Origin of the sequence: Erythrobacter sp. SCSIO 43205 (assembly GCF_019904235.1) — a bacterium.
Classification (GTDB): domain Bacteria; phylum Pseudomonadota; class Alphaproteobacteria; order Sphingomonadales; family Sphingomonadaceae; genus Erythrobacter.
This window is the reverse complement of the sequence record NZ_CP063202.1, coordinates 499,201-520,427: the sequence shown is the minus strand read 5'-3', so window position 1 is coordinate 520,427 and position 21,227 is coordinate 499,201. Positions and strand designations below refer to the sequence as shown.

Here is a 21,227-nt window from a genome sequence, read left to right as displayed (position 1 = left end):
GGGGTTAGGGGTGGGCGAGGAAAAAACCGGGCTCTCGAACAGGCCCACCCCGCTGCGACTAGCAAGCACGCTTGCAAGTCTCGCTGCCCCTCCCGCGGGCGGGAGGGGATGCGTGCTACTCACCGGCCATTCCCATTTGCCACAGGATAAAGGCGTATTCTTCCGCCGTCTCCTTCAAGCTGTTCCAGCGACCCGACTGACCGCCATGCCCTGCGCCCATGTTGGTCTTGAGAAGCAGCAGATTGTCGTCCGTTTTGGTGTCGCGCAGCTTTGCGACCCATTTGGCGGGCTCCCAGTAGGTAACGCGCGGGTCGTTCAGGCCGGCGGTGACCAGCATGGGCGGATAATCCTGTGCCTTCACCTGATCATAGGGGCTGTAGGAAAGGATATAGGCAAAGCTCTCTTTGCTCGTGATCGGATTACCCCATTCCTGCCATTCGCCCGGCGTCAGCGGCAGGTCCTCGTTGAGCATGGTGTTGAGTACGTCAACAAAGGGTACATGGGCAACGATTGCGCCATATTGCTTGGGGTCTTGGTTAATGATCGCCCCCATCAACTCGCCGCCTGCCGAACCGCCCGAGGCTGTCACCATGCCCTCGGCGGTGTAGCCACGCTTTATGAGCCCACGCCCTGCATCGACGAAGTCGTTGAAGGTGTTGGTGCGCTCGAACATCTTGCCTTGAAGATACCAGCGCCGCCCCAAGTCATCGCCGCCCCTGATATGCGCAATCGCATAGGCGAAACCGCGATCAACAAGGCTAAGCCGCGTGGTCGAGAAACCCGGCGGCACGGCATAGCCGTAAGCGCCGTAAGCATAGAGGTGCAGCGGACCCGGACCCTCGATCCCGGCTTTCTTCAAGATTTCCTCGCGGTCCTTGCGCATCACAATGCTGACCGGAACCATCGTCCCATCGCGCGCTTCGATCTCAACGCGTTCGGTCACATATTGCGATGCGTCGTAGCCGCTCGGGATTTCCTGTGTCTTCAGCGTGGTCAGCGTCTTTGCCGTCACGTCATAGTCATAGACCGTGTCGGGCGTGACCATGCTTTCATAGGAAAGGCGCAGCACGGTTTGATCGTATTCGGGGTTGTAGGTGAGGCCTGCGTCATAGCTTGCCTCCGGAAAGCTGATCGGCTCGATTTCGAGCGGCGCGTCGTAGCGACGGATTTGCACCTGATCGAGGCCGTTCAAACGCCCTTCGGTGACAAAGAACGTCTCAAACAGATCGAAATCGGTGAGGTAGAAATCGTTGGAGCCAGCGATCACCGTTTCCCACTCACCCGGCGTTGCCAAGTCCGCTTTCGCAAGGCGGAAGTTGATGTGCTCGTCATTGGACCACACCCAAAGCTCACCTTCACGAATGTCGATGTTGTATTCGACACCCTTTTGTCGCGGTTTCACCAGAGTGAGCTCGCCGGTCGGGTTGTCAGCCGAAACAAAGCGCACTTCGCTCGTCTCATTGTCGCCGGTCGCAATGATGAGATAATCTTCTTGCGCCGATAGCCCCGCGCCAACGCTGAAGCTTTGGTCACCCTCAAGGTAGAGTGTGACATCGCTGTCGTTAGGCTCGCCAATGGTGTGCAGCTTGATCTCAAGACTGCGCCATTCCTCGGTTGAAGGCGTGTAAACCAGGCCCGTGTCATTAGCGACCCAGGTGATCCCGCCGCGAAGCCCGGTGAGTTCGTCGGAAAGAAGCTCGCCTGTCTCCAGATCCTTGATTCTAGCCGTGTAACGTTCCGATCCATTGGTGTCGGTGGAATAGGCGAGATAGCGCCCGTTTTTGCTCACGCTCAAAGCGCCCAGGCGGAAATATTCAAGCCCCTCGGCAAGTTCGTTCTGGTCGAGGATCAGCTGCGGCTCACCGCCTGCTACAGGTTTGCGATAGTGCTTGCGATATTGCGCGCCCTCTTCAAACTCGGACCAGTAAAGATAGTCGCCATTGCGCTGTGGGACGGTCGAATCGTCTTCCTTGATCCGCGCGCGCATCTCTTTGAACAACGCCTCAGTGAGCTCTTCCTGACCCGCCATCTTCGCCTCGAAATAGGCGTTTTCAGCTTTCACATAATCAAGCACGTCCTCATCATCGATGGTGGGATAGGACTTGTCGTAAAGCCAGTCATACGGATCGGAAATCGTAATCCCGTGGTGGGTGTAGCTGTGCTCGCGTTTTTCGGCGATGGGGGGAGTGGCAGCGGTGTTTTCGGGCACTGAGCGCTCATCCTTGTGAGTGTTGGCGGTGGCTGGACTGCTTGCCAAAAGGGCGCAGGCCGCAGCACAGGTAAGGACTGATCGCAAGAATTGCGACATGGGGATCTCCTCGTGAGAATAAAGGCTGCGCTGGAAAGCGGCGGACCTCAAGCCTATGTAGAGCGCTTGTAAAGAGACACCAGTGCGGAGCAAGACCTTCGCCGATTATTCAGGAGCCAATCCAATGCTGATGCAAACCCACGAAGCGCGCCTCAAAGCTCTGCGTGAGGAATTGAAGCGGCGCAAGCTGGATGGCTTCGTGATTCCGATTTCCGATGAGCATATGAGCGAATATGTGGGCGACTATGCCCAGCGTCTCAAATGGCTCACCGGATTTGGGGGCTCGGCAGGTTTTGCCTGTGTTACGCTGACGCACGCCGCGATTTTCGTCGACGGTCGCTACACCGTGCAGGTGCGCGATCAGGTCGATGGCAAGCTCTTCGAATACCGCTCTATTCCGGGCGATTCGTTGAGCGATTGGCTTGTCGATGTGTGCGAGGAAGGGGCGAAGATTGCCTATGACCCGTGGCTGCATACGTGGAGCTGGGTCGAGGCCCTGGAAAAGGCGCTCGAAGGCAAAGGCGTTGAGATGGTGCCCGCTGACAGCAATCCGTTGGACGCGGTGTGGTCCGATCAGCCTGCGCCATCCGATGCTGTCGCGGTGGTTCAACCCGATGAACTGACCGGGCGCGCTTCGGCGGATAAGCGGGCTGAAGTCGCAGATTGGTTGTGCGATGAGGGGCTGGATGCCACCGTCATTACCGCGCTCGATTCGATTGCATGGCTGCTCAATATTCGTGGGTCCGATGTCAGCAACACGCCCGTCGCGCTTTCCTATGTGATCGCGAAAAGGGACGGCACGGCAGAGCTCTTCATTGCGCCTGAAAAGGTGACAAGCGAACTCACCCAGCATCTGGGCAATGCGGTGACCATCCGCAACCGAGACGAATTCACGAGCGCGCTCGGCGAATATTCGGGCAAACGGGTGAGCATCGACCCCAATTACGGCGTGGTCGGCATTGCGCAGGGGCTTCGTGCAGGAGGCGCGAAATTCGCCTTCAAACAAGACCCCACCATTCTCCCCAAAGCGATCAAGAACCCGGTTGAGATCAAAGGCCACCGCGATGCACAGGCGCGCGATGGCGCAGCGGTTGCGCGTTTTCTTCGATGGATGGAAGTCAACGCGCCTAAGGGCACGGTCGATGAGCTTTCGGCTGCCGCCAAGCTCGAAGCTTTCCGGCGCGAAGCTGGCCCATTGCGCGATTTGTCCTTCCCCTCGATCTCTGCTGCCGCAGGTCACGCGGCGCTTCCCCACTACAAGGTGGACGAAGACAGCAATATCCCTGTCCCCCCCGGCTCGATCTATCTGGTTGATTCAGGCGGTCAGTATGAAGACGGCACCACCGACATCACCCGCACCATCTGGATTGATACGCCGGAAGGGAGCGCACCAACTGCAGAAATGCGCGACCGCTTCACCCGCGTTCTCAAGGGCCACATCCAGATCGACCGCGCGGTCTTCCCGCAAGGCACCAATGGCGGGCAGATTGACGTGCTTGCGCGGCAATATCTTTGGGAAGCGGGCGTGGATTATGGCCACGGCACAGGCCACGGCGTTGGCAGTTTCCTCTCAGTCCACGAAGGGCCGCAGCGCATCGCCAAGCCCTCTGGGGGCCAAGCGGGCACGTCTCAGGAAATCCATGCAGGGATGATCTTTTCGAACGAGCCGGGCTATTACAAGCAGGACGCATTCGGCATCCGGATCGAAAACCTCGTGCTCACGGTCGAGCGCGAGATTGAAGGCGCGGAAGGGCGTTACCTTGGCTTTGATTGCCTGACATGGGTGCCACTCGATCGACGCTTGATCGACAAGAGCCTGCTTACGAAAAGCGAGATTGCATGGGTCGATGACTATCATGCGAAAACCCGCGCGCTGCTTGCGCCTCAGCTTGAGGGCGAGGATCTGGCGTGGGTCGAGCGCGAGACGCAGCCGCTTTGAAGCTGATTGCGCCGACACAAATGTTCTACTAATGTTCTTACCGTTCCGAGTCGCAACTCGCGGCTCACGGTTAAGGGAGAACTCACATGATCGGCTATGTAACACTGGGCACCAACGACCTGCCTCGAGCAGCCGCCTTCTATGACAAGGTGGCAGGAGCCATGGGCTATGATCGCATGATGGAAGAAGACCAGTTCATCGCCTGGGGCAATTTCGAAGACGGCACCGCCGGTCTTGCCGCGACCAAGCCTTTTGATGGCGAGGCGGCAAGTGTCGGTAATGGCACAATGGTCGCTTTGCAGGTCGATGGCCCTGACAAGGTGAAGGCGGTCTATGATGTTGCCATGGCCAATGGCGCGAGCGACGAGGGCGAACCGGGCCCACGCGGCGAGGATGGCTTTTACGCAGGCTACTTCCGCGATCTTGATGGAAACAAGCTCAACGTCTTCTGCATGACTGCGCCCAGTTCATAAGGGCCATTCGGGTTGATAAACCGCTGGGACAAGCTGAGTTCACGCTTTTCCCGGCGCGCTAATCTTGCGCCTTGGTGAACGCAGGCGCGAAGCTGATACAAACCGCGACACAAAAGCCGCGATCCGGGATAATGCTGCGACACGCAAGGCCTAGAAGGGTTCTCGTGAGTTGCGGCACGGCTTTTGACGCTCTGGCTCGGTCTTCGCCCCCCTAAGCCCCGCGAATGCCAAGCTGGTTTAAGCGTCCGTGCTGCAATTCACGCTATGAGATTAGACCACCTGAAAGGACCCCTCACGATGCGTAAGCTCACACTCTCTCTCACCGCTGCCGCCACCGCTCTTGCCCTTGGCGGCGCCGGCCTCGCCTATGCCCAATCGGGTGCCTCTTCGGGTGAGCGCGGATTTGGCAATGCCGATGCCAATGGCGATGGCGAAATCACTTTGGCAGAAGCAAAAGCGCAAGCCAGCGAACGATTTGCCCGCATGGATGCCAATGGCGATGGTCAATTGACAAAGGACGATCGCAAGGCACGCGGCGAAGCCCGCTTCGCTGAAACCGACACCAATGGTGATGGCGAAATCACCATGGCTGAAATGACCGCGGCACGCGAAGCTCGCGCTGCTGAGCGCAAAGTGCGCGCTCAAGAGCGTCAGGCGCGTATGTTCGAACGTCTCGACATCGATGGCAGCGGCGGCCTTTCGCAAGCTGAAATGCTTGCCGCCCGCGAAGCACGCGAAGACCGCCGCGGTGAGCGGGGCCATAAAGGACGGCGCGGTGGTGGCAAACGCGGTGACCGCATGGAACGGATGCTGCAGCGCGCCGACACCAATGGTGATCAGGCCATCAGCAAGGCTGAATTCGACGCAGGCGTTGAACAACGCTTTGCCCGGATCGACACTGACGGCAATGGCACAATCAGCCAAGCTGAACGCGAAGCTGCGAAAGAAAAGCGTAAACAACGCCGCGAAGAGCGTCGCTCGCAAGGGCGCTCACGCTAAGCTGATCCAAGCCCCCCGTGGTCTGGCCTAGCGGGTTCCCCCTTCCCTGACCCAATCTGCCAGACCACACTATCGGCCCGGTGACGCACCCGCCTATTGGGCTTGCGCACCGGGCTTGAACATTGGGCCCTGTGCTTTCATGGGGTTAAGGGCATTATGAGCGAACCAGAAACCCATATCCTTCTGATTGACGACGAAGCCACATTGCGAGAACCGCTGGCCGAGTATCTCGCAGGCCAGGGGTTCGCCGTAACCGAAGCGGATAGCGCGGCAGCGGCGCGCTCTGAGCTTACCCAGATCCACCCCGATATTGTTCTTCTCGACATCATGATGCCGGGCGAAGACGGCCTCTCGCTGTGCCGCCATCTGGTCGAAGCGCGCGGCCTCCCCGTCATTTTCCTGACCGCCAAGACCGAGGCGATGGACCGGATCATCGGGCTTGAACTGGGAGCGGATGATTATGTCCTCAAGCCTTTCGAACCGCGCGAACTTGTGGCGCGTATTCGCACTGTCCTAAGGCGTGTTGGCAAGGCCGCCACGCCGCAAGAACAGATGGAAGACTGGCCTTATGAATTCGAAGGCTGGCTGCTCGACCCATTGAAGCGCAAACTGACCGACCCGGCCGGTGTTACCGTGCCGATTTCGACGGCGGAATTTCGGCTGTTGCGCGCCTTTCTCGACGCGCCGCGCAAAGTGCTCGATCGCGACCTGTTGCTTGATCTGGTTCAGGGCCGCGAGGCGCAATTGTTTGATCGCGCGGTCGATAATCAGGTGAGCCGTTTGCGTCGCAAAATCGAAGCGGACACGAGTAATCCGCAGCTTGTCCTGACCGTGCGCGGCGGTGGCTATCAATTTGCCGCAAACGTCAAACGCTCGCCGCCATCTCAGCCCAGCGGCGCATAGTGAAGCGGCTTTTCCCCTCCAGCCTGTTTGGCCAGGTGATGCTGAGCGTCGCGCTTGCGCTCTTGGTGGCGCAGGCGATTTCGGTCGCACTTCTGGTGCGCGCCAGCGAAGACCGGCGCGAGGCGGCGGCGGTCACCACGCTCGCCTTTCGCCTGATCAACGGCGCGGAGCGTGCCGAGAGGGGCCCAGAAAACTTTGATCGCAGCTTTGATCGCAACTTTGATCGCAGCTTCGATCCCCGCCCTGATCGGTTTCGTGATCGGCGTGAAGGACGCGAGCGATTTCGCGACCAACGCCGGACTTTGCGCGAAGTGGCAGGGCCAGAGGCGGAGCAATTTGCGCGCGACCGTCTGCCGCGAAACTTGCGTTATGATGTGACGCAAGAGCGCCCGCTCGCCGGTGTCGAGGGTAAGGCCCGCCGTGATCTCACCCGGCGATTGGGCGATGTTCTTGCCACTGAAGGCATAGAACCGACTGCGCTGTTTCTCATCATGATTGATGCAGGTGATGACCCGTTGCTTGCGCGCATCGCTGAGCGCCGTCCGCGCCTTGCCGCCAATCAGGAATGGCGCGAGCGCAAATTGCTCATCGCCAGCATTCAACGCGAAGAGGGGGGCGCCTGGGAAAGCGCGCGGCTGCTCGTACCACCGCGCGCGCAAGGGGCGCTTGGCGTTGTCGCAGTGCCCGCGCTCATCACCTTTGCGCTGCTCCTTATCGTTTTGTTTTTTGTGCTGAGGCGCATCACCGGCCCTCTTGCCATGTTGCGCGGGCGGGTTGAGGCGTTTGCGCACGACCCTGAAAATGTCGTCCAATTGCCTGAAAAAGGCCCCAAGGATACGCGCCAACTGATCGCCGCTCACAACGCAATGGAAGCGCGCATTGCCGCGCTGCTTGACGAAAAGGACGTGATGCTGGGCGCAATTGGGCACGACCTTAAAACCCCGCTGGCAGCGCTTCGCGTGCGGATTGAAAGCGTTTCGGACGACGCGCAGCGCGCCAAGATGGCAGCCTCGATTGAGGACATCACCGCAACCCTTGATGACATTTTGACCCTTGCAAGGCTGGGCCGCAAAAACGCGCTTGAGACAGAGGCGGTCGACCTTGGCGCTTTGGCAAGCGGGGTTGTCGAAGAGTTTGAGGACATGGGCGAGAGCGTTACCATGATCGCACAAGAGCGCCTTGTCGCCAAAGTGCAGATCACCTGGATCAAGCGCGCACTGCGCAATCTTGTGAGCAATAGTCTGCGCTATGCAGGCCCGGCGAGGGTGTCGGTTGTACGCGGCGAAACCCATGCGATTTTGCGGGTCGAAGATGATGGTCCCGGCATTCCTGATGGTGAGATTGATGCGATGCTGGAACCCTTTGCGCGCGGTGAGGCCTCGCGCAATCGGGCGACCGGGGGCGCAGGGCTGGGCCTTACTCTGGCGCGCGCAATTGCCAAGGCGCATGGCGGTGAACTTGCCTTGCGCAACCGCCAGAACAGCGACCCTCAAAGCACTGGCTTGTGCGCGGAAATCCGCTTACCGCTGCGCAAATAATTTTGGGCTATTAATTTTTGAGCGCGCGCGATCAGGGCAATTTCGCGCTCGTCAAATCCCCCCTCATCCTCAGCGCTTTGACGCGGCGGAACAGCGGTGGTGAAGTAAGCGATGCCCGTCCCGCTTTGAGGGTCAAACCACAGGCCGGAGCGAAGGCCATACGCCTCGCCTGCATGGCCATAGCGGGTGATGCCATCCTGAAACAGCGCATCCACGCAAGCGCGGCCCGGTGTCTCCAACGCTTGCACGTGAAGGCCATAACCGCAGAAAAATTCCTGCCCCTCAATGCGAGGGGCTGCGGATGCGAGCATGGCGGCAAGGCTTTCTTTCGACAGCAGCGGGTCGCCCTCTTTCGCAAGCGCCTGACCGATGCGGGCCAGGTCCATCATGCCAATACGCACGCCACCTTGCGGGCTAAAAACACTGGCGTTGGAGCCGGGCACATAGGCTTCAAGGGAGCATTCCACGCCATCGGCCACGGGGATCGTGCAATTGGGCGGCAGGTCGGCTGCGTCATCGCGCGCGACCTCGCCTGTGTCGCGATACAGCGTGACCGCGCGCGCTGCCACTTCAGGTGAGCAGCCAATCCAGTTCGCGCAGGCCTCAATCTTGAGGGGATCAAACACAAGGCGATTGATCAGCGCATCAAAACGCTCGCCCGTTGCCGCTTCGAGCACAGTCGCGACCACTGGCGAGCCGATATTGGCATAAGCGAAAGGAGCATCGCCCGCAGGAGCCTCAGCATACCAGCTTGCCGGGTTCTTGAGCTTGTCTTCCAAGCTCTCGCCCAAGGGGATGACATAGCCGCCGCTGTCTCGAAGGCCGGAGCGGTGCGAGAGCAATTGCCGCAGCGTGACAGGCGTGTCGGGGTATGATGGATGGCGAAGCTCCCATCCAAGATATTGTGACACATCCGCGTCCAGATCGACCGCCCCCTCTTGGGCCAAACGCATGGTCGCAAGTGCCATGATAAGTTTGGAAATACTGGCGATGCGCACCGGGTCATTGGCGCCCACCACGCGGCCGGTTGAACGATCCGCCACACCCTCGACGATCAGCGGAGTGATGTTTTCCCGGTCAAAGGCAACCACCACCGTTGCGGGCGGTGCAGCTTGTACCGTGTCCCCTTTTGCCCCTGCCGCACACGCTGCAAGGGGCAGGGCAAGGCCAAGCATCGCAAGGCGAAGAAACTTAAGGCTGGCAAACGCCCTTCTCACCGCATCAGACCGCCGATCAGATTGCGCACGAAACGCCCCGCAATCGGCCCTGCAAGATCGGTTGCAATAGAACCAGCTGCCGAGGTAATTCCCGAAGCCACCGGATTGGCGCGCGATTTCTTGCCGAGGATGGTGGAGGCTGCAACACCTGCAACACCGCCCGCTGCAACCTTCGCGCCGCGCGATATGGCCTTTTCCCAGATCGATGTGCTCTTGCGCGAGCGTTTGCCGACTTCTTCCTCGCCTTTTTCCTCAACCTCTTGGGCAGTCTCAACCGCATCTGCCGCTTTTTGCGCGAGCACTTCTTCGGCGCTCTCGCGGTCGACCACGTTGTCATATTTGCCGTCAAACGGGCTCACCGACTGGATGATCGCGCGCTCTTTGGCTGTCACGGGGCCAAGCCGCGAGCGGGGCGGTTTGATGAGTGTGCGTTGAACAATGGTGGGTGCGCCTTCTTCGTCCAAAGTCGAGACAAGCGCCTCGCCCACTTTGAGTTCAGTAATAGCCGCCTCGACATCCAGATCAGGGTTGATGCGAAAGGTTTCCGCCGCCGCCTTGATCGCGCGTTGATCGCGTTTGGTGAATGCGCGAAGGGCGTGTTGCACGCGGTTGCCCAATTGGCCGGCGACTTCTTCAGGAATATCGATCGGGTTTTGGGTGACGAAATAAACGCCAACACCCTTTGAACGGATCAGGCGCACGACCTGTTCGATCTTTTCCTGCAACGCTTTGGGCGCATCATCGAAAAGAAGGTGCGCTTCATCGAAGAAGAAGACGAGCGTGGGTTTCTCAGGATCGCCCACTTCGGGAAGGCTCTCGAACAGCTCGGCCAAAAGCCACAAAAGGAAGGTCGCGTAAAGCTTGGGCGAACGCATCAACTGGTCGGCGGCGAGAACGTTGACATAGCCGCGGCCATTCTCATCAACCTTCAGGAAATCGTCGATTTCAAGCGCGGGTTCGCCAAAGAAATAGTCCGCGCCCTGGCTTTCAAAGCTTAAAAGCTGCCGCTGGATCGCGCCCACCGATTGCTTCGATACGTTGCCATATCCCGCGCCCGACAGCTCTTTTGCGTTCTCATTCGCCCATTGGAGGAGCGATTGCAGGTCGCCAAAATCGAGCAGCAAAAGTCCATTGTCATCGGCGTAGCGGAAGACGATCTGAAGCACGCCTTCCTGCGTGTCGTTGAGGTCGAGCAGCCGCGCCAGAAGAAGCGGCCCCATCTCGGTGATGGTGGTGCGAATGGGGTGACCTTGCTTGCCGTACAAATCCCAGAAGATCACCGGATTATCGGAATAGCCGTAATCATCCATGCCAAGCTCTTTGGCCCGGCCTTCAAGCTTGTCAGCGTGTTTGAAGGTGGGGCTTCCCGGCATGGCGATGCCCGACAAATCGCCCTTCACATCTGCCACGAACACTGGGACGCCATCAGCGGAAAAGCTTTCAGCGAGGCCTTGAAGCGTCACCGTCTTACCCGTGCCGGTGGCCCCTGCGATCAGCCCGTGACGGTTCGCCCGCGATAAAGCCAGGCTTTGATTTTCACCATTTCCCCCGAGCCCTAGAAAAATTTCGCTCATCGTCCCTTACAAACCCTCATCAAATCTCGTGTTCGGCAAAGGTTTGACGGGGTGCGCGCGGATGGTCAACCTTGGCGCTATTCTGGTCTAAGCTTTACTCGACTTGGGGCAAGAAGGGTTCTAACGCAAAAGGCGATGGGTCAATCGCTGCAAAATGAAAGCTTCGTCCTTTTGGATGATGCCCGCGCTCCGGGTGAAGGTGGCGGCGGCGGACCTGCTGATGCGCTTTTATACAAGGCACCGCGCGAGGTGTTTGTAGCCTATCGCCCAGACGAAGTTGTGCCAGCACTCGAAGCGGCAGAGGCCGCGCGCCAACGGGGTGGAGAGCTGGCCGGGTTGATCGCATATGAAGCGGGCCTCGCACTGGAAGGCAAGCTTGAGCCGCTGGGCCAAGCCAGAAGCGGCGCGGCTGGCCCGCTGGTGTGGCTTGGCCTGTTCGATACGCCTGAAAAGATTGCAGCGAAAGATGTGCCCGCATGGCTTAATGCGCACTCAGCGGGCGATGCCAAGCTTGGCCCGCTGGAGCCTGCGCTCTCGCCTGCGGGTTATGCGAGCGCCTTTGGCCAGCTTCGCGAGGCGATCCACGACGGCGACATCTATCAGGCGAACCTCACCTATCCGCTGACGGGTTCTTATCGCGGCGACCCGCTCGCGCTTTATGCGCAGCTTCGCTCAAGCGCGAATGCCGGATATGGCGGGGTGATCCATGACGGCTCGCATTGGCTGTTGAGCTTTTCGCCAGAATTGTTCGTGGCGCTCGACGGTGAAGGCAACGCCAAAGCAAAGCCCATGAAAGGCACACGGCCACGCGGCAGCGATGAGGCGAGCGACAGGGCTCTTGCAAAAGAACTCAGCACCTCGGTCAAAGACCGCGCTGAAAACCTGATGATCGTTGATCTTATCCGCAATGACCTCTCGCGCGTCGCTGAAGCGGGCAGCGTCAGGGTCGATGCGCCTTTCGCGGTGGAGAGCTATCCCACGGTGCATCAAATGGTATCGAGCGTGCGCGCGACCCTTGCAGCGGGCAAGACGGCAAGCGATCTGGTGCGCGCAATGTTTCCCTGCGGTTCGATCACCGGCGCGCCCAAGATTCGCGCGATGGAGCTTATCAACGAAGTCGAACGCGACGCGCGAGGCGCCTATTGCGGGAGCATTGGACGCATTGGTTCAGATGGGACCGCAGCGTTCAACGTCGCCATCCGAACGCTGCACCTAACTCCAATTGAAAACGGTCAGGGAAGCGCAATTCTCGGCGTAGGCTCTGCCATCGTTGCAGACAGCGACCCGCTTGCCGAGCGGCGCGAGTGCGAGGTGAAGGCGGGCTTTGCAAGGGGGCCAGGCGCAGGCGGCTTTGACCTGATTGAAACGATGGCATTCGACCCGGAAACGGGGATAGCGCTTCTTGAATTGCACCTCGCCCGCATGAAGAAAAGCGCAGAGGCATTTGGCTTTGAATTTGATCGCCATGCGCTTCGCAATCAAATCCACGGCATGGTGTTTGAATTGTCAGAGCCCGCAAAAGTGCGGCTTGTGGTTTCAAAAAGCGGCGCGAGCGTGATTGAAACCGGCCCCATGCCTCAAAGCTTTGCCGATACTGCCAAAGTGGTGGCCCTACCCTGCCCTGTTGACCCTTCCGACTGGCGACTGGCGCATAAAACCACCGACCGCGGTTTTTACGAGGACGCATTGCGCGCCGCGAAGAGTTTTGACGCAGAAGAGGCGATTTTGGTGCGCGACGATGGCTTGGTAACCGAAGGAAGCTTTACCAATATCTTTGTCGAACGAGACGGCGAGCTACTCACCCCGCCTGCCGCGCTTGGGCTATTGCCGGGCGTCCTTCGCGAATACCTTATCGAAAAAGGTCAGGCGCGCGAGGCGGAATTGACGCTCGATGACCTTGCGCAAGGTTTCAAGCTTGGCAATGCGGTGCGCGGCCTGTTCGCTGCCAAGCTGATCTAGTCGCGGGACAAGACAAAGACCCTTCGACAAGCGGGCCTCTTGGCGATAGGGGCGCTTAATGACGACAATCCCCATACTTTATGAAGACGGCGAAGCGCTGGTGATCGACAAGCCCGCAGGGCTGCCCGTTGATCGTCCCAAACGTGGGGGGCCATGTCTTGAAGATCATCTCGACGAATTGAAGCTAGGCTTTCAACGCCGCCCGGTCGCTGTGCATAGGCTTGATACGGACACATCGGGCTGTCTCCTGCTTGCCCGCAATCCCAAGGCATTGAAACGCTTTAACAAGGCGTTTGAAGACCGGCTTGTCGCGAAAACCTATCTCGCTGTGATTGACTTCAAGCCAGCGGAAACGGCGGGGACGATTGCGCTTTCCTTGTCCAAGATCAGCTCAGCCGAAAAAGGCTGGCGCATGATTGCGGCGAAGAAGGGCAAACCAGCAGTGTCGCATTGGGAGCTTTTGGAGACGATTGGCGAAGGGGACCGGGTACGGTCACTTATCCGGTTCCGCCCGGAAACAGGGCGCACCCACCAATTGCGCGTTCACGCTCTGCAAGGGCTTGGCGCACCGCTGCTGGGTGATCCGATCTATGGTCCGGTGAGAGGCCAGAACAAGGGCGCGCCGCGCACCATGCTTCATGCTGAAACCCTTGGCGTAGAGCGTCCCGGAAAAGGCACTATCACCGCTCATTCGCCCTTTCCCGAAGATTTTGTGCGCGCAGGGCTTACCGCCCCGCCCCCTCCTCCCGCATCCGAGAAGGATGATGGATAACACCCTTCTCGATCGCGCCCACGCATTGGCGGAAGAAAGCTTCCTAGCGGGCTCCGGGCCGGGGGGACAAAACGCCAATAAGGTCGCGACCGAGGTGCAGCTGCGCGTTAATATCTATGCCCTGCGTCTGCCCCCGCCTGTCTTTGCGCGGCTGCGCGAGGCGGCGGGGTCCAAGCTTACTGCGGCGGGCGACCTTCTCATCACTGCGCGCCAGCACCGCACTCAAGAAGCGAATCGCCAGCTCGCGCGGGCGCGGCTTGAAGAAATGCTCAAAGCCGCACACCGCGCTCCAAAAAAGCGCGCCAAAACCCGCGTGAACCGTGTGGGCAAGACGCAGCGGCTTAAGGCGAAGAAGGTGCGCGCTGATGTAAAGGCCAAGCGCGGCAAGGTGTCGCGCTCTGATTGGTGAGCCAATGCCAGCGACTCTTCTTGACTTTTCCCCGTGAATCGCTCAGAGGCGCGCGTCTGTTAGGCGGCGTGATCCGAAAGGGTCCTGCGCCGCTGTTTGTTTTTACGGCCGCCAGGGTTCGTCCTTGGGCCATCATCACACCGTTTAGGAAACCGCCATGGCGAAGCCAGCAACCGTGAAAATCCGTCTCGTGTCGACCGCTGACACCGGCTTTTTCTACGTGACCAAAAAGAACCCGCGCAACATCACCGAAAAGATGACTTTCCGTAAGTACGATCCGGTTGTTCGCAAGCACGTTGAATTCAAGGAAGCCAAGATCAAGTAAGGTCTTGGGCCGTTGGATCTGAACCAATTGGCCGCTTCAAATTCATCGACAGTTCAACGCTGCACGCGTAACTGTGCGTCCATGAAAACACTCACACTTCTTCGCCCGCGCGTTGCCATTGCAGCGCTTGCGGGCGCAGTCATGCTTGGAACAGGGCTTGGTGCCCCAACCGGGCCGTTCACCCCTTCCTCGGCAAGCGCACAAACGCGCAGCGCCGATCTGAACCGCGCTGTGACTGCGCTGCGGTCCATTGGCACGATGAAGGCAAATTTTGAGCAGATTGACCGCGCTGGCAATGTTGCGCGCGGCACGATGACGCTAAAGCGTCCCGGCAAAATCCGCTTTGACTACGGCAAGGATGCCGACCTTCTGGTCGTCTCCAACGGCAAGTCGCTTTACATGGTCGATTACGAAGTGCGTCAGGTCGAACGCTGGCCAATCAAGAACTCCCCATTGGGTGCGCTGCTCGACCCTGAGCGTGATGTCGCCAAATACGGCACGCTCGTTCCCACCGGCAGCCCCGATGTGATCAGCATCGATGTGCGCGATCCCGAACGCCCGGAATTCGGACGCATCAATCTTATCTTTGTGCGCAACGGAAATGCGCCCGGAGGATTGCAATTGACCCATTGGGTTGCCCTCGACGCACAGAATCATCGCACCACCGTGCGACTCAAGGGCCATCGCTATGGCGTTGCGGTTCCTGATTCGACGTTCAGCTTCGACGATCCGCGTCGCTCATCTCGTCGACCAAGGTGAACGGCTCGCCCTCAAAAAGTTGTAATTTTACGACAAACCTATCCCGGCGTTCATTCAAGTGAAAGCTGGGCAGGCGTAAATACGAAATCCAAGGCGGCCAGAGGATGAGGTTTCCCCCCTGTTGTCTCTCCTAATGACCGGCCAGCCTTGGCTAAGCGTGACGAACGCTGACATGGAAAGCCTCAGTGCCATCGCCCCCGGCACTGGGGCTTTTTTCTTGGCGGGCTATTTGCCGAACTACTCCCAACCAAACGCAGCGCGAATGATGTCGTAAATGACGTTCTGTTCGATCACACCGCGCGCTCTTTGTGCGCCGGGCCCTTGAGCGTAAAGCGCCACATCCTCGCCTGCGTGTGTTTCGCTAGACAGCGGGATGGTCGCTTGCTGGCGCGCGGTAACGCCCGTTTCTGGATGAGGGCGCGGGTCCATCCCTGCGATTGAGCCGGGACCATTGCCATAACCCAGCGTCGTGTAGGGCTTGCCATCATTGGCGGCCAGCGGCTCTTCGGTGTTGCTGATATCGCCTTCTGGCGGGACCACCAGCCCCAGAATATCATTCCCCCGCCGCGGGTATCCCGCGATGGTGAAAACGTGGCTGTGGTCAGCGGTGACCATGATCAGCGTGTCAGCGGGATCGGTGTTATCGATCGCATATTGAATGGCGCGGGCAAATTCGACCGCCTCTTCGAGCGCGACGCCTGCGCGCCCATCGTGGTGCGCGTGATCAATCCGGCCCGATTCGACCATGAGATAAAAGCCGTCCGCATCGCTCTTGAGCCGGGCAATCGCCTGCGCCGTCATATCGGTGAGCGTGGGTTCGCCGCTGTCCGCCTCGCGCTCTGCGGTGTAGGTCATGTGGCTGGGCGAGAAGAGACCCAGAACGGGTGCGCTCATCGGGGCGGCGTTCAATTCTTGTGCATTGGTGACATAGCTGCCGCCGGTGCGGCTCGCCCATGCGGCGGGGAGATTGGCATCCGCCTCGGTTCGCCTGCCACCCAAGTCTGCGCCATAAAACGCACCCAACCCGCCGCCAAGCGCCACGTCCCATTCTGTTTCGAGCAGCTGCGTCGCAATGTCCTTGCATCCCAAAGCCGCCTCATCCGCCGGGATGGCTGCATCCGATTCCCAATTGCGATCGGCGCTCCTTGCATAGACGCTCGCAGGGGTGGCGTGAGTGATGCGCGCGGTGGAGACAATGCCAAGCGCAAGGCCGCGGGCTTTCACCTCTTCGCCAAGCAATGGGAGTGGGTTCGCCAGCGCGTCGGCGCATGATCCGCGCGTCGCATCAGGGCCGATGCCGACCACGCCAATGCGTGTCTTGGACCCTGAGTGCATGGCCGTGGCCGTGCCAGCGCTGTCGGGCACCTGCGCATTGGTGTTGTATGTCTTGACCAGAGCAACATTGTCGAATGTTTCGAAGGGCAGGACGTTTTCCTCCCCGCTTGCCCCGCGTTTTTGCCCTGCATAAATGCGCGCAGCGGTGATGGTGGAAATGCCCATCCCATCGCCGATAAACAGAATAACATTCTTTGCGCGCGGAGTATTGGCCTCACTCACAGCCGAAGGCTCGGACGGCGCGCCGTAATTGATGACGGTGTGGGTGCACGCCGAGGTCGCGACGGCGCAGATGGCAAGACAAAGTGTCGAGACGAGTTTCATAGTGGCTCCTAAACCGGGATGGCCCGTGCTATCGCTTTGGCTCGTGACGGGAAAGTGAAAGGTGGCGTTTTTTCAATCCACATCCTAAGTCCCCTCCCATGCTTAGTGTCGCCACATGGAACATCAATTCTGCGCGTTTGCGCTTGCCTATCATTGAAAAATATCTGGGCGATCATGCGCCCGATATTTTATGCCTTCAGGAAATCAAATGCCAGGAACATCAATTCCCGGCGGATGCCTTGGCAAAGCTGGGGTATGAACATCAGGCGGTCTGCGGGCAAAAGGGGTATCACGGTGTTGCCACCGTTAGCCGCGTTCCGATCCGGGAATATGCCCGCCACGACTGGCAAGCCAATGGCGAAGCGCGCCATGTCGGGGTCGAGGTTGTGGGGGCCGAAATCGATGGCAAACCGATGCGGGTCGACAATGTTTATGTCCCGGCAGGCGGCGATGAACCCGACCGTGAGATCAATCCAAAATTCGGCCAAAAGCTCGATTTTTTGGCCCGTATGACCGATTGGGCCAAAGCCATTGATGCGCCCACATTGATCGTTGGCGATTTCAACATCGCTCCGATGGAGAGTGATGTCTGGAACCACAAGCAATTGCTCAAGGTCGTCAGCCACACGCCGATTGAGGTTGAAACGCTGCAAGGCTTCAAAGACGCACACGGCTGGGTCGATTTGGGGCGCGAATTCATACGCGATCCCGAACGCTATTATTCCTGGTGGTCATACCGCAGCAAAGATTGGCGCGTGAATGATCGCGGGCGCAGATTGGACCATATGTGGGCCTCCCCTGCTCTGGCGGCTAAGGCGACACGGCACCATCTGCTCGAAGACGCGCGCGATTGGGAAAAGCCTTCCGATCACATTCCGCTGGTGACTGAGTTCGATTTGTGAACGAAGCGCAGCGCCTTTCCTCTCCCTCGCCAGAGCGGCGCGCGGCCCAAGCGGTCGATGCGCTGCGTCATGGCTGGGCATTGGATTTTGCGGGCGGGCCTGTTTTGCTGCCTGTGGAGACGGCGATTGCAAGCGGAGCGACCAGCGGCCATCTCCTGATTTCAGCGGCGCGCGCGGCGACCTTAAAGCTCATCAATCAGCTTGAGGCAGCCCGCAATGACCTGCCGCATACGCCCATCCTCATCCGTTCAGGCGAGGCGATCACGCTTGATACCGCCCGCCCGATTGCCGATCCGTCGCTTGACCTGAATAATCCGCTCAAGGGCCCGTTCAAAGCCGAGGCAATTGAGTGGGCGGATGAGGCGGTGGCGGCGATGGAATATGCGCGCATTGCGGGTATCCTGCCCGCTTTCATGGTGGACCCGGTCGAAGGGGGCGAGCCGCATCCCCTGATCGCAAGTGACTTGGCCGCCTACACCGATGCGGGGCGGCTCGACATTATCACGCGCGCGCGCCTTCCGGTGAAAGCGAATGAGGAGGCCGAAATCATCGCCTTTCGCTCAACCGCCGATACCCGCGAGCACGTCGCGCTTATTATCGGTGAGCAATCGGGCGACCGCGAGCCATTGGTGCGCCTCCATTCTGAATGTCTCACCGGCGATGTTCTGGGCAGCCTTAAATGTGATTGCGGGCCGCAGCTGGATGCAAGCCTTGAGGCAATGTCTCGTCATGCGCGCGAAGACGGTGGCTGGGGCGTGCTTTTGTATATGCGGCAGGAAGGGCGCGGGATTGGCCTCATAAACAAACTTCGCGCCTACCGCTTGCAGGATCAGGGATTTGATACCGTTGAGGCAAACGAGCGCCTCGGCCTCCCAGATGAAGCGCGCGATTTTCCCGTGGCGGCACGGATGCTCGAACTGATTGGCGCGAAATCCATTCGTCTGCTCACCAACAATCCGGCCAAGGTCAAAAGCCTTGAGGCCACCGGCATCCGCGTCATTGAGCGCGTGCAGCACCAATTGCCCGACAATCCCCACAATGCGAAATACCTCGCCACCAAGCGCGATAAATCAGGACATTTGCTCAAATGATGGGCCCCGACATAGCGATCACCATCCGTCCGGAACAAGCCGGCGATGAACAGGCGATCCGCGCCCTTGTCACGCGCGCATTTGAGGGGCACCCTTATTCTGATGGTGATGAGCAGGACGTGATCGACCGCCTGCGCGAAGATGGGGATTTGCTGCTGTCTTTGGTGGCAATGGATAGCGAGGCGATCCTTGGCCAGATCACCTATTCGCCAGCCATATTGATGAACGGCGAATTGGGCTGGGTCGTGCTTGGCCCGGTTGCGGTCGAGCCTTCGCATCAGGGCCAAGGGATCGGGCGCGCTCTTATCAAAGAGGGCGAAGCCATTATGAAAAGCCGCGGCGTCAAGGGCATTACCGTTCTGGGCGATCCTCAAATCTACAGCCGCTTTGGCTTTGAACAAAATACTCCCATGTGGCTCGAAGGCGAGCTGGGATGGGCGTTTCAGGTCAAGAGTTTGGGTGCAGAGATCCCCGCTTGCGAACAACGCTATGTTCGCGCGTTCGACCCTGCGGCCACATAGCCAAGCAGCCTGCCCGGTGTACACACAGGCGCGGTGGCCAATTGCAGCGCCTTGCGCTAGTTTGCCTGCTGATAGAGAAGGAAAACTATGCTGCGCACCGTATTTTTGGGTCTTGCCCTCACTCTCAGTTTCGCTTTTTCAACCGGGCTCAGCGCTCAGGATTCAATTGAAGCTCTGGTCGAGAAAGAGGACTACGCCGCCGCTTTCCAAAAGGCCGAGGCTGAAGCGCGCGCTGGCGATTCCTTCGCTCATGCCTGGCTCGGTTCATTCTACGAAAACGGCAACGGCGTTCCTCAGGACATGGAAAAGGCAGTGCACCATTACCGCGTTGCGATTGCCAATGGTGAACACAGCTATCCCGAATGGCGTATCGGGGTTCTTATTGATGAGGGCAAAACCAAAGGAATGTTGGAAGAGGCGGTCGCCCTTTTCGAGCGCGCGGCGGCAAGGGGCTATACCAATGCCATGGTCAGCCTTGCGGTGATGCAGGCAACCGGGCGCGGCACGCCGGAGGACTTTCAAGGCGCTTTTGACAATTACATGAAAGCGGCCAGAGCCGGAAATATGCACGGCGTTCAAGGCGTTGGCATCTTGCACACTTTGGGACAGGGTGTTGCAAAGGACACAGCGGAAGGGGCTGCGTGGTTCATGGTTGCAGCGGTGGGTGGCAATGAAAGCGGGCGCAGCCGATACGAACAAGCTGTCGCAGACATGAGCCAAAGCGAAGTGAACGCAATTCGAGATCGCGCAATAGCAATCGCCGATGCGCTTGGCCTTCTTACCGACTAGCCAGCGATGAGCCGGACTAGCGCAGCTCGTATTTCGTCAGGCCTCGCGCCAGTTTGTTGCCGCTCATTACGATACGAGAATTGGTCCAGTCAGCGAGAAAGACGCTGGCCCGGTTGAGCCCCGGCACAAAGCGTGCGGTGTTGTCCTTCACTACCAGACCATCGGGATCGTGGAGCAGCGTCTCTGCGCCCAAAGCGATAAAGGCGGAGTAATTCTCTTTATCGCGGCCTTGCACGAACCAGTTGTTGGCAATCGTGCCTGTGCTGCCTGCTGGCAGGTCGATCATGTAGTTGGTGCCCGTACCATTGGCATCATCGAAGCTGTTGTTTTCAAGCACGACATTGGCGGTGCGCGATTTGACATAATGGCCACCCCGCCCCTTTTCAAAACGGCTCTCTTTCACGGTCAAAGAGCCATAATTGCCAATATAGATCGAATGGGCACAGCCTGCCGAATGCTCGCACGTACCCAGCCCAGAAAAGGTCGAGCGCAGGATGTAGATGCGCCCTTGCGGATTATCGGCGGTCAAAATGCCCTGCTGCGAATTGAGAAAGCGCGAATAAGCGACGTTCAAAACGCCGTTCTCCAACCGGATGCCAGCGCCATTGCCATCGCCCACAGCCATGTTGGTGAAAGTGAGCCCGCGCACTTCTGCACCAAGCCCACGCAGGACCAGCGCGGCTTTTCCCTCGCAAGAACGGCGGTCGAAAGTGACCGTGCCATATTCGCGCGCGGCGTAGATCACCACGCCAGCTGTCTGCACAGCGCATTGGCGATAGGTGCCAGGCGCAATCTCAATCGTGCCGCGCCGGTCGCCGATGGCGTTGACCGCATCCTGAAGACTATCAAAGCCGCGCCCGTTTTCCTTGATCACAAATGGCGCAGAGCTTTGTGCGCTGGCGGGGGAAGCGCCTAGAGCCACTGCACAAAGCACCATCAAACCAAAGGCAAACAGATGGTCAAGGCGGGCAGCGATTCGTTGCCAAAGGGAAGCGGCGGGCAGGGTTGTGAGCTGTGTCATATCGCGCGATATACCCTATGCGAGCCCTTGCGAGGACTGCACTAATTCACGCTGTACCGTTTCGAGCCA

The 21,227-nt window shown here is 59.1% G+C and carries 19 protein-coding genes; 14 read left to right on the top strand and 5 right to left on the bottom strand.

Annotated features, from left to right (window positions below; all coding sequences use genetic code 11):
- Positions 1 to 115: 115 nt before the first annotated feature.
- On the bottom strand, positions 116 to 2,308 hold the full coding sequence (locus tag INR77_RS02570; RefSeq protein WP_223072388.1) for a S9 family peptidase: 2,193 nt from the start codon (positions 2,306 to 2,308) through the stop codon (positions 116 to 118).
- A gap of 124 nt (positions 2,309 to 2,432) precedes the next feature.
- Here INR77_RS02570 and INR77_RS02565 point away from each other — a divergent pair, with 124 nt between their 5' ends.
- From INR77_RS02565 to INR77_RS02545, 5 genes are all read left to right on the top strand, one after another.
- Positions 2,433 to 4,247: an aminopeptidase P family protein gene (locus INR77_RS02565; RefSeq protein WP_223073370.1), complete on the top strand. Its 1,815-nt coding sequence runs from the start codon at positions 2,433 to 2,435 to the stop codon at positions 4,245 to 4,247.
- Between the two features lie 86 nt (positions 4,248 to 4,333).
- On the top strand, positions 4,334 to 4,720 hold the full coding sequence (locus INR77_RS02560) for a VOC family protein (protein WP_223072387.1): 387 nt from the start codon (positions 4,334 to 4,336) through the stop codon (positions 4,718 to 4,720).
- Positions 4,721 to 5,017: 297 nt separating this feature from the next.
- Entirely contained in the window at positions 5,018 to 5,719 is a 702-nt protein-coding gene (locus INR77_RS02555) for an EF-hand domain-containing protein (protein WP_223072386.1), read from the top strand.
- 156 nt (positions 5,720 to 5,875) lie between these two features.
- A complete protein-coding gene (locus INR77_RS02550) occupies positions 5,876 to 6,622 on the top strand; it encodes a response regulator (protein ID WP_223072385.1) in 747 nt (248 codons plus the stop codon).
- Positions 6,622 to 8,160 (top strand): ATP-binding protein, encoded by a 1,539-nt coding sequence (locus INR77_RS02545; RefSeq protein ID WP_255573880.1) that lies wholly within the window; start codon positions 6,622 to 6,624, stop codon positions 8,158 to 8,160. The genes INR77_RS02550 and INR77_RS02545 overlap by 1 nt, the downstream gene beginning before the upstream one ends.
- Here the strand turns inward: INR77_RS02545 and INR77_RS02540 are convergent.
- Positions 8,112 to 9,377 (bottom strand): serine hydrolase, encoded by a 1,266-nt coding sequence (locus INR77_RS02540; RefSeq protein ID WP_223072384.1) that lies wholly within the window; start codon positions 9,375 to 9,377, stop codon positions 8,112 to 8,114. The genes INR77_RS02545 and INR77_RS02540 overlap by 49 nt on opposite strands.
- Complete coding sequence (locus INR77_RS02535) at positions 9,374 to 10,951, bottom strand: helicase HerA-like domain-containing protein (protein ID WP_223072383.1); 1,578 nt, start codon at positions 10,949 to 10,951, stop codon at positions 9,374 to 9,376. The genes INR77_RS02540 and INR77_RS02535 overlap by 4 nt, the downstream gene beginning before the upstream one ends.
- A 135-nt stretch (positions 10,952 to 11,086) precedes the next feature.
- Here INR77_RS02535 and pabB point away from each other — a divergent pair, with 135 nt between their 5' ends.
- From pabB to INR77_RS02510, 5 genes are all read left to right on the top strand, one after another.
- Complete coding sequence (pabB, locus tag INR77_RS02530; RefSeq protein WP_223072382.1) at positions 11,087 to 12,910, top strand: aminodeoxychorismate synthase component I; 1,824 nt, start codon at positions 11,087 to 11,089, stop codon at positions 12,908 to 12,910.
- 58 nt (positions 12,911 to 12,968) lie between these two features.
- Positions 12,969 to 13,682 carry an RluA family pseudouridine synthase gene (locus INR77_RS02525; protein WP_223072381.1) on the top strand — a complete coding sequence of 238 codons (714 nt, stop codon included), beginning with the start codon at positions 12,969 to 12,971 and terminating at the stop codon, positions 13,680 to 13,682.
- The gene (gene arfB, locus INR77_RS02520; RefSeq protein ID WP_223073368.1) at positions 13,675 to 14,091 is read left to right on the top strand and encodes an alternative ribosome rescue aminoacyl-tRNA hydrolase ArfB; all 417 of its coding nucleotides are present in this window, start codon (positions 13,675 to 13,677) and stop codon (positions 14,089 to 14,091) included. Before INR77_RS02525 ends, arfB begins: the two co-directional genes overlap by 8 nt.
- A 157-nt stretch (positions 14,092 to 14,248) precedes the next feature.
- Positions 14,249 to 14,416, top strand: coding sequence for a 50S ribosomal protein L33 (gene rpmG / locus INR77_RS02515; protein WP_034961594.1), 168 nt, complete (start codon positions 14,249 to 14,251; stop codon positions 14,414 to 14,416).
- An 81-nt stretch (positions 14,417 to 14,497) separates the two neighbouring features.
- Positions 14,498 to 15,175 (top strand): outer membrane lipoprotein carrier protein LolA, encoded by a 678-nt coding sequence (locus tag INR77_RS02510; RefSeq protein ID WP_223072380.1) that lies wholly within the window; start codon positions 14,498 to 14,500, stop codon positions 15,173 to 15,175.
- Positions 15,176 to 15,412: 237 nt separating this feature from the next.
- Here INR77_RS02510 and INR77_RS02505 read toward each other — a convergent pair whose 3' ends face one another.
- Entirely contained in the window at positions 15,413 to 16,834 is a 1,422-nt protein-coding gene (locus tag INR77_RS02505) for an alkaline phosphatase (protein WP_223072379.1), read from the bottom strand.
- Positions 16,835 to 16,932: 98 nt separating this feature from the next.
- Here INR77_RS02505 and INR77_RS02500 point away from each other — a divergent pair, with 98 nt between their 5' ends.
- The 4 genes from INR77_RS02500 to INR77_RS02485 all read left to right on the top strand — a co-directional run bounded on the left by INR77_RS02500 (position 16,933) and on the right by INR77_RS02485 (position 20,137).
- A complete protein-coding gene (locus INR77_RS02500) occupies positions 16,933 to 17,736 on the top strand; it encodes an exodeoxyribonuclease III (protein WP_223072378.1) in 804 nt (267 codons plus the stop codon).
- Positions 17,733 to 18,827, top strand: coding sequence for a GTP cyclohydrolase II (gene ribA / locus INR77_RS02495; protein ID WP_223072377.1), 1,095 nt, complete (start codon positions 17,733 to 17,735; stop codon positions 18,825 to 18,827). Before INR77_RS02500 ends, ribA begins: the two co-directional genes overlap by 4 nt.
- On the top strand, positions 18,824 to 19,348 hold the full coding sequence (locus INR77_RS02490) for a GNAT family N-acetyltransferase (RefSeq protein WP_223072376.1): 525 nt from the start codon (positions 18,824 to 18,826) through the stop codon (positions 19,346 to 19,348). The genes ribA and INR77_RS02490 overlap by 4 nt, the downstream gene beginning before the upstream one ends.
- An 87-nt stretch (positions 19,349 to 19,435) precedes the next feature.
- Positions 19,436 to 20,137: a tetratricopeptide repeat protein gene (locus INR77_RS02485; RefSeq protein ID WP_223072375.1), complete on the top strand. Its 702-nt coding sequence runs from the start codon at positions 19,436 to 19,438 to the stop codon at positions 20,135 to 20,137.
- Between the two features lie 16 nt (positions 20,138 to 20,153).
- On the opposite strand, the gene INR77_RS02480 is transcribed toward INR77_RS02485, so the two are convergent.
- Positions 20,154 to 21,158, bottom strand: coding sequence for a right-handed parallel beta-helix repeat-containing protein (locus INR77_RS02480; protein WP_223072374.1), 1,005 nt, complete (start codon positions 21,156 to 21,158; stop codon positions 20,154 to 20,156).
- Positions 21,159 to 21,227 lie beyond the last annotated feature (69 nt).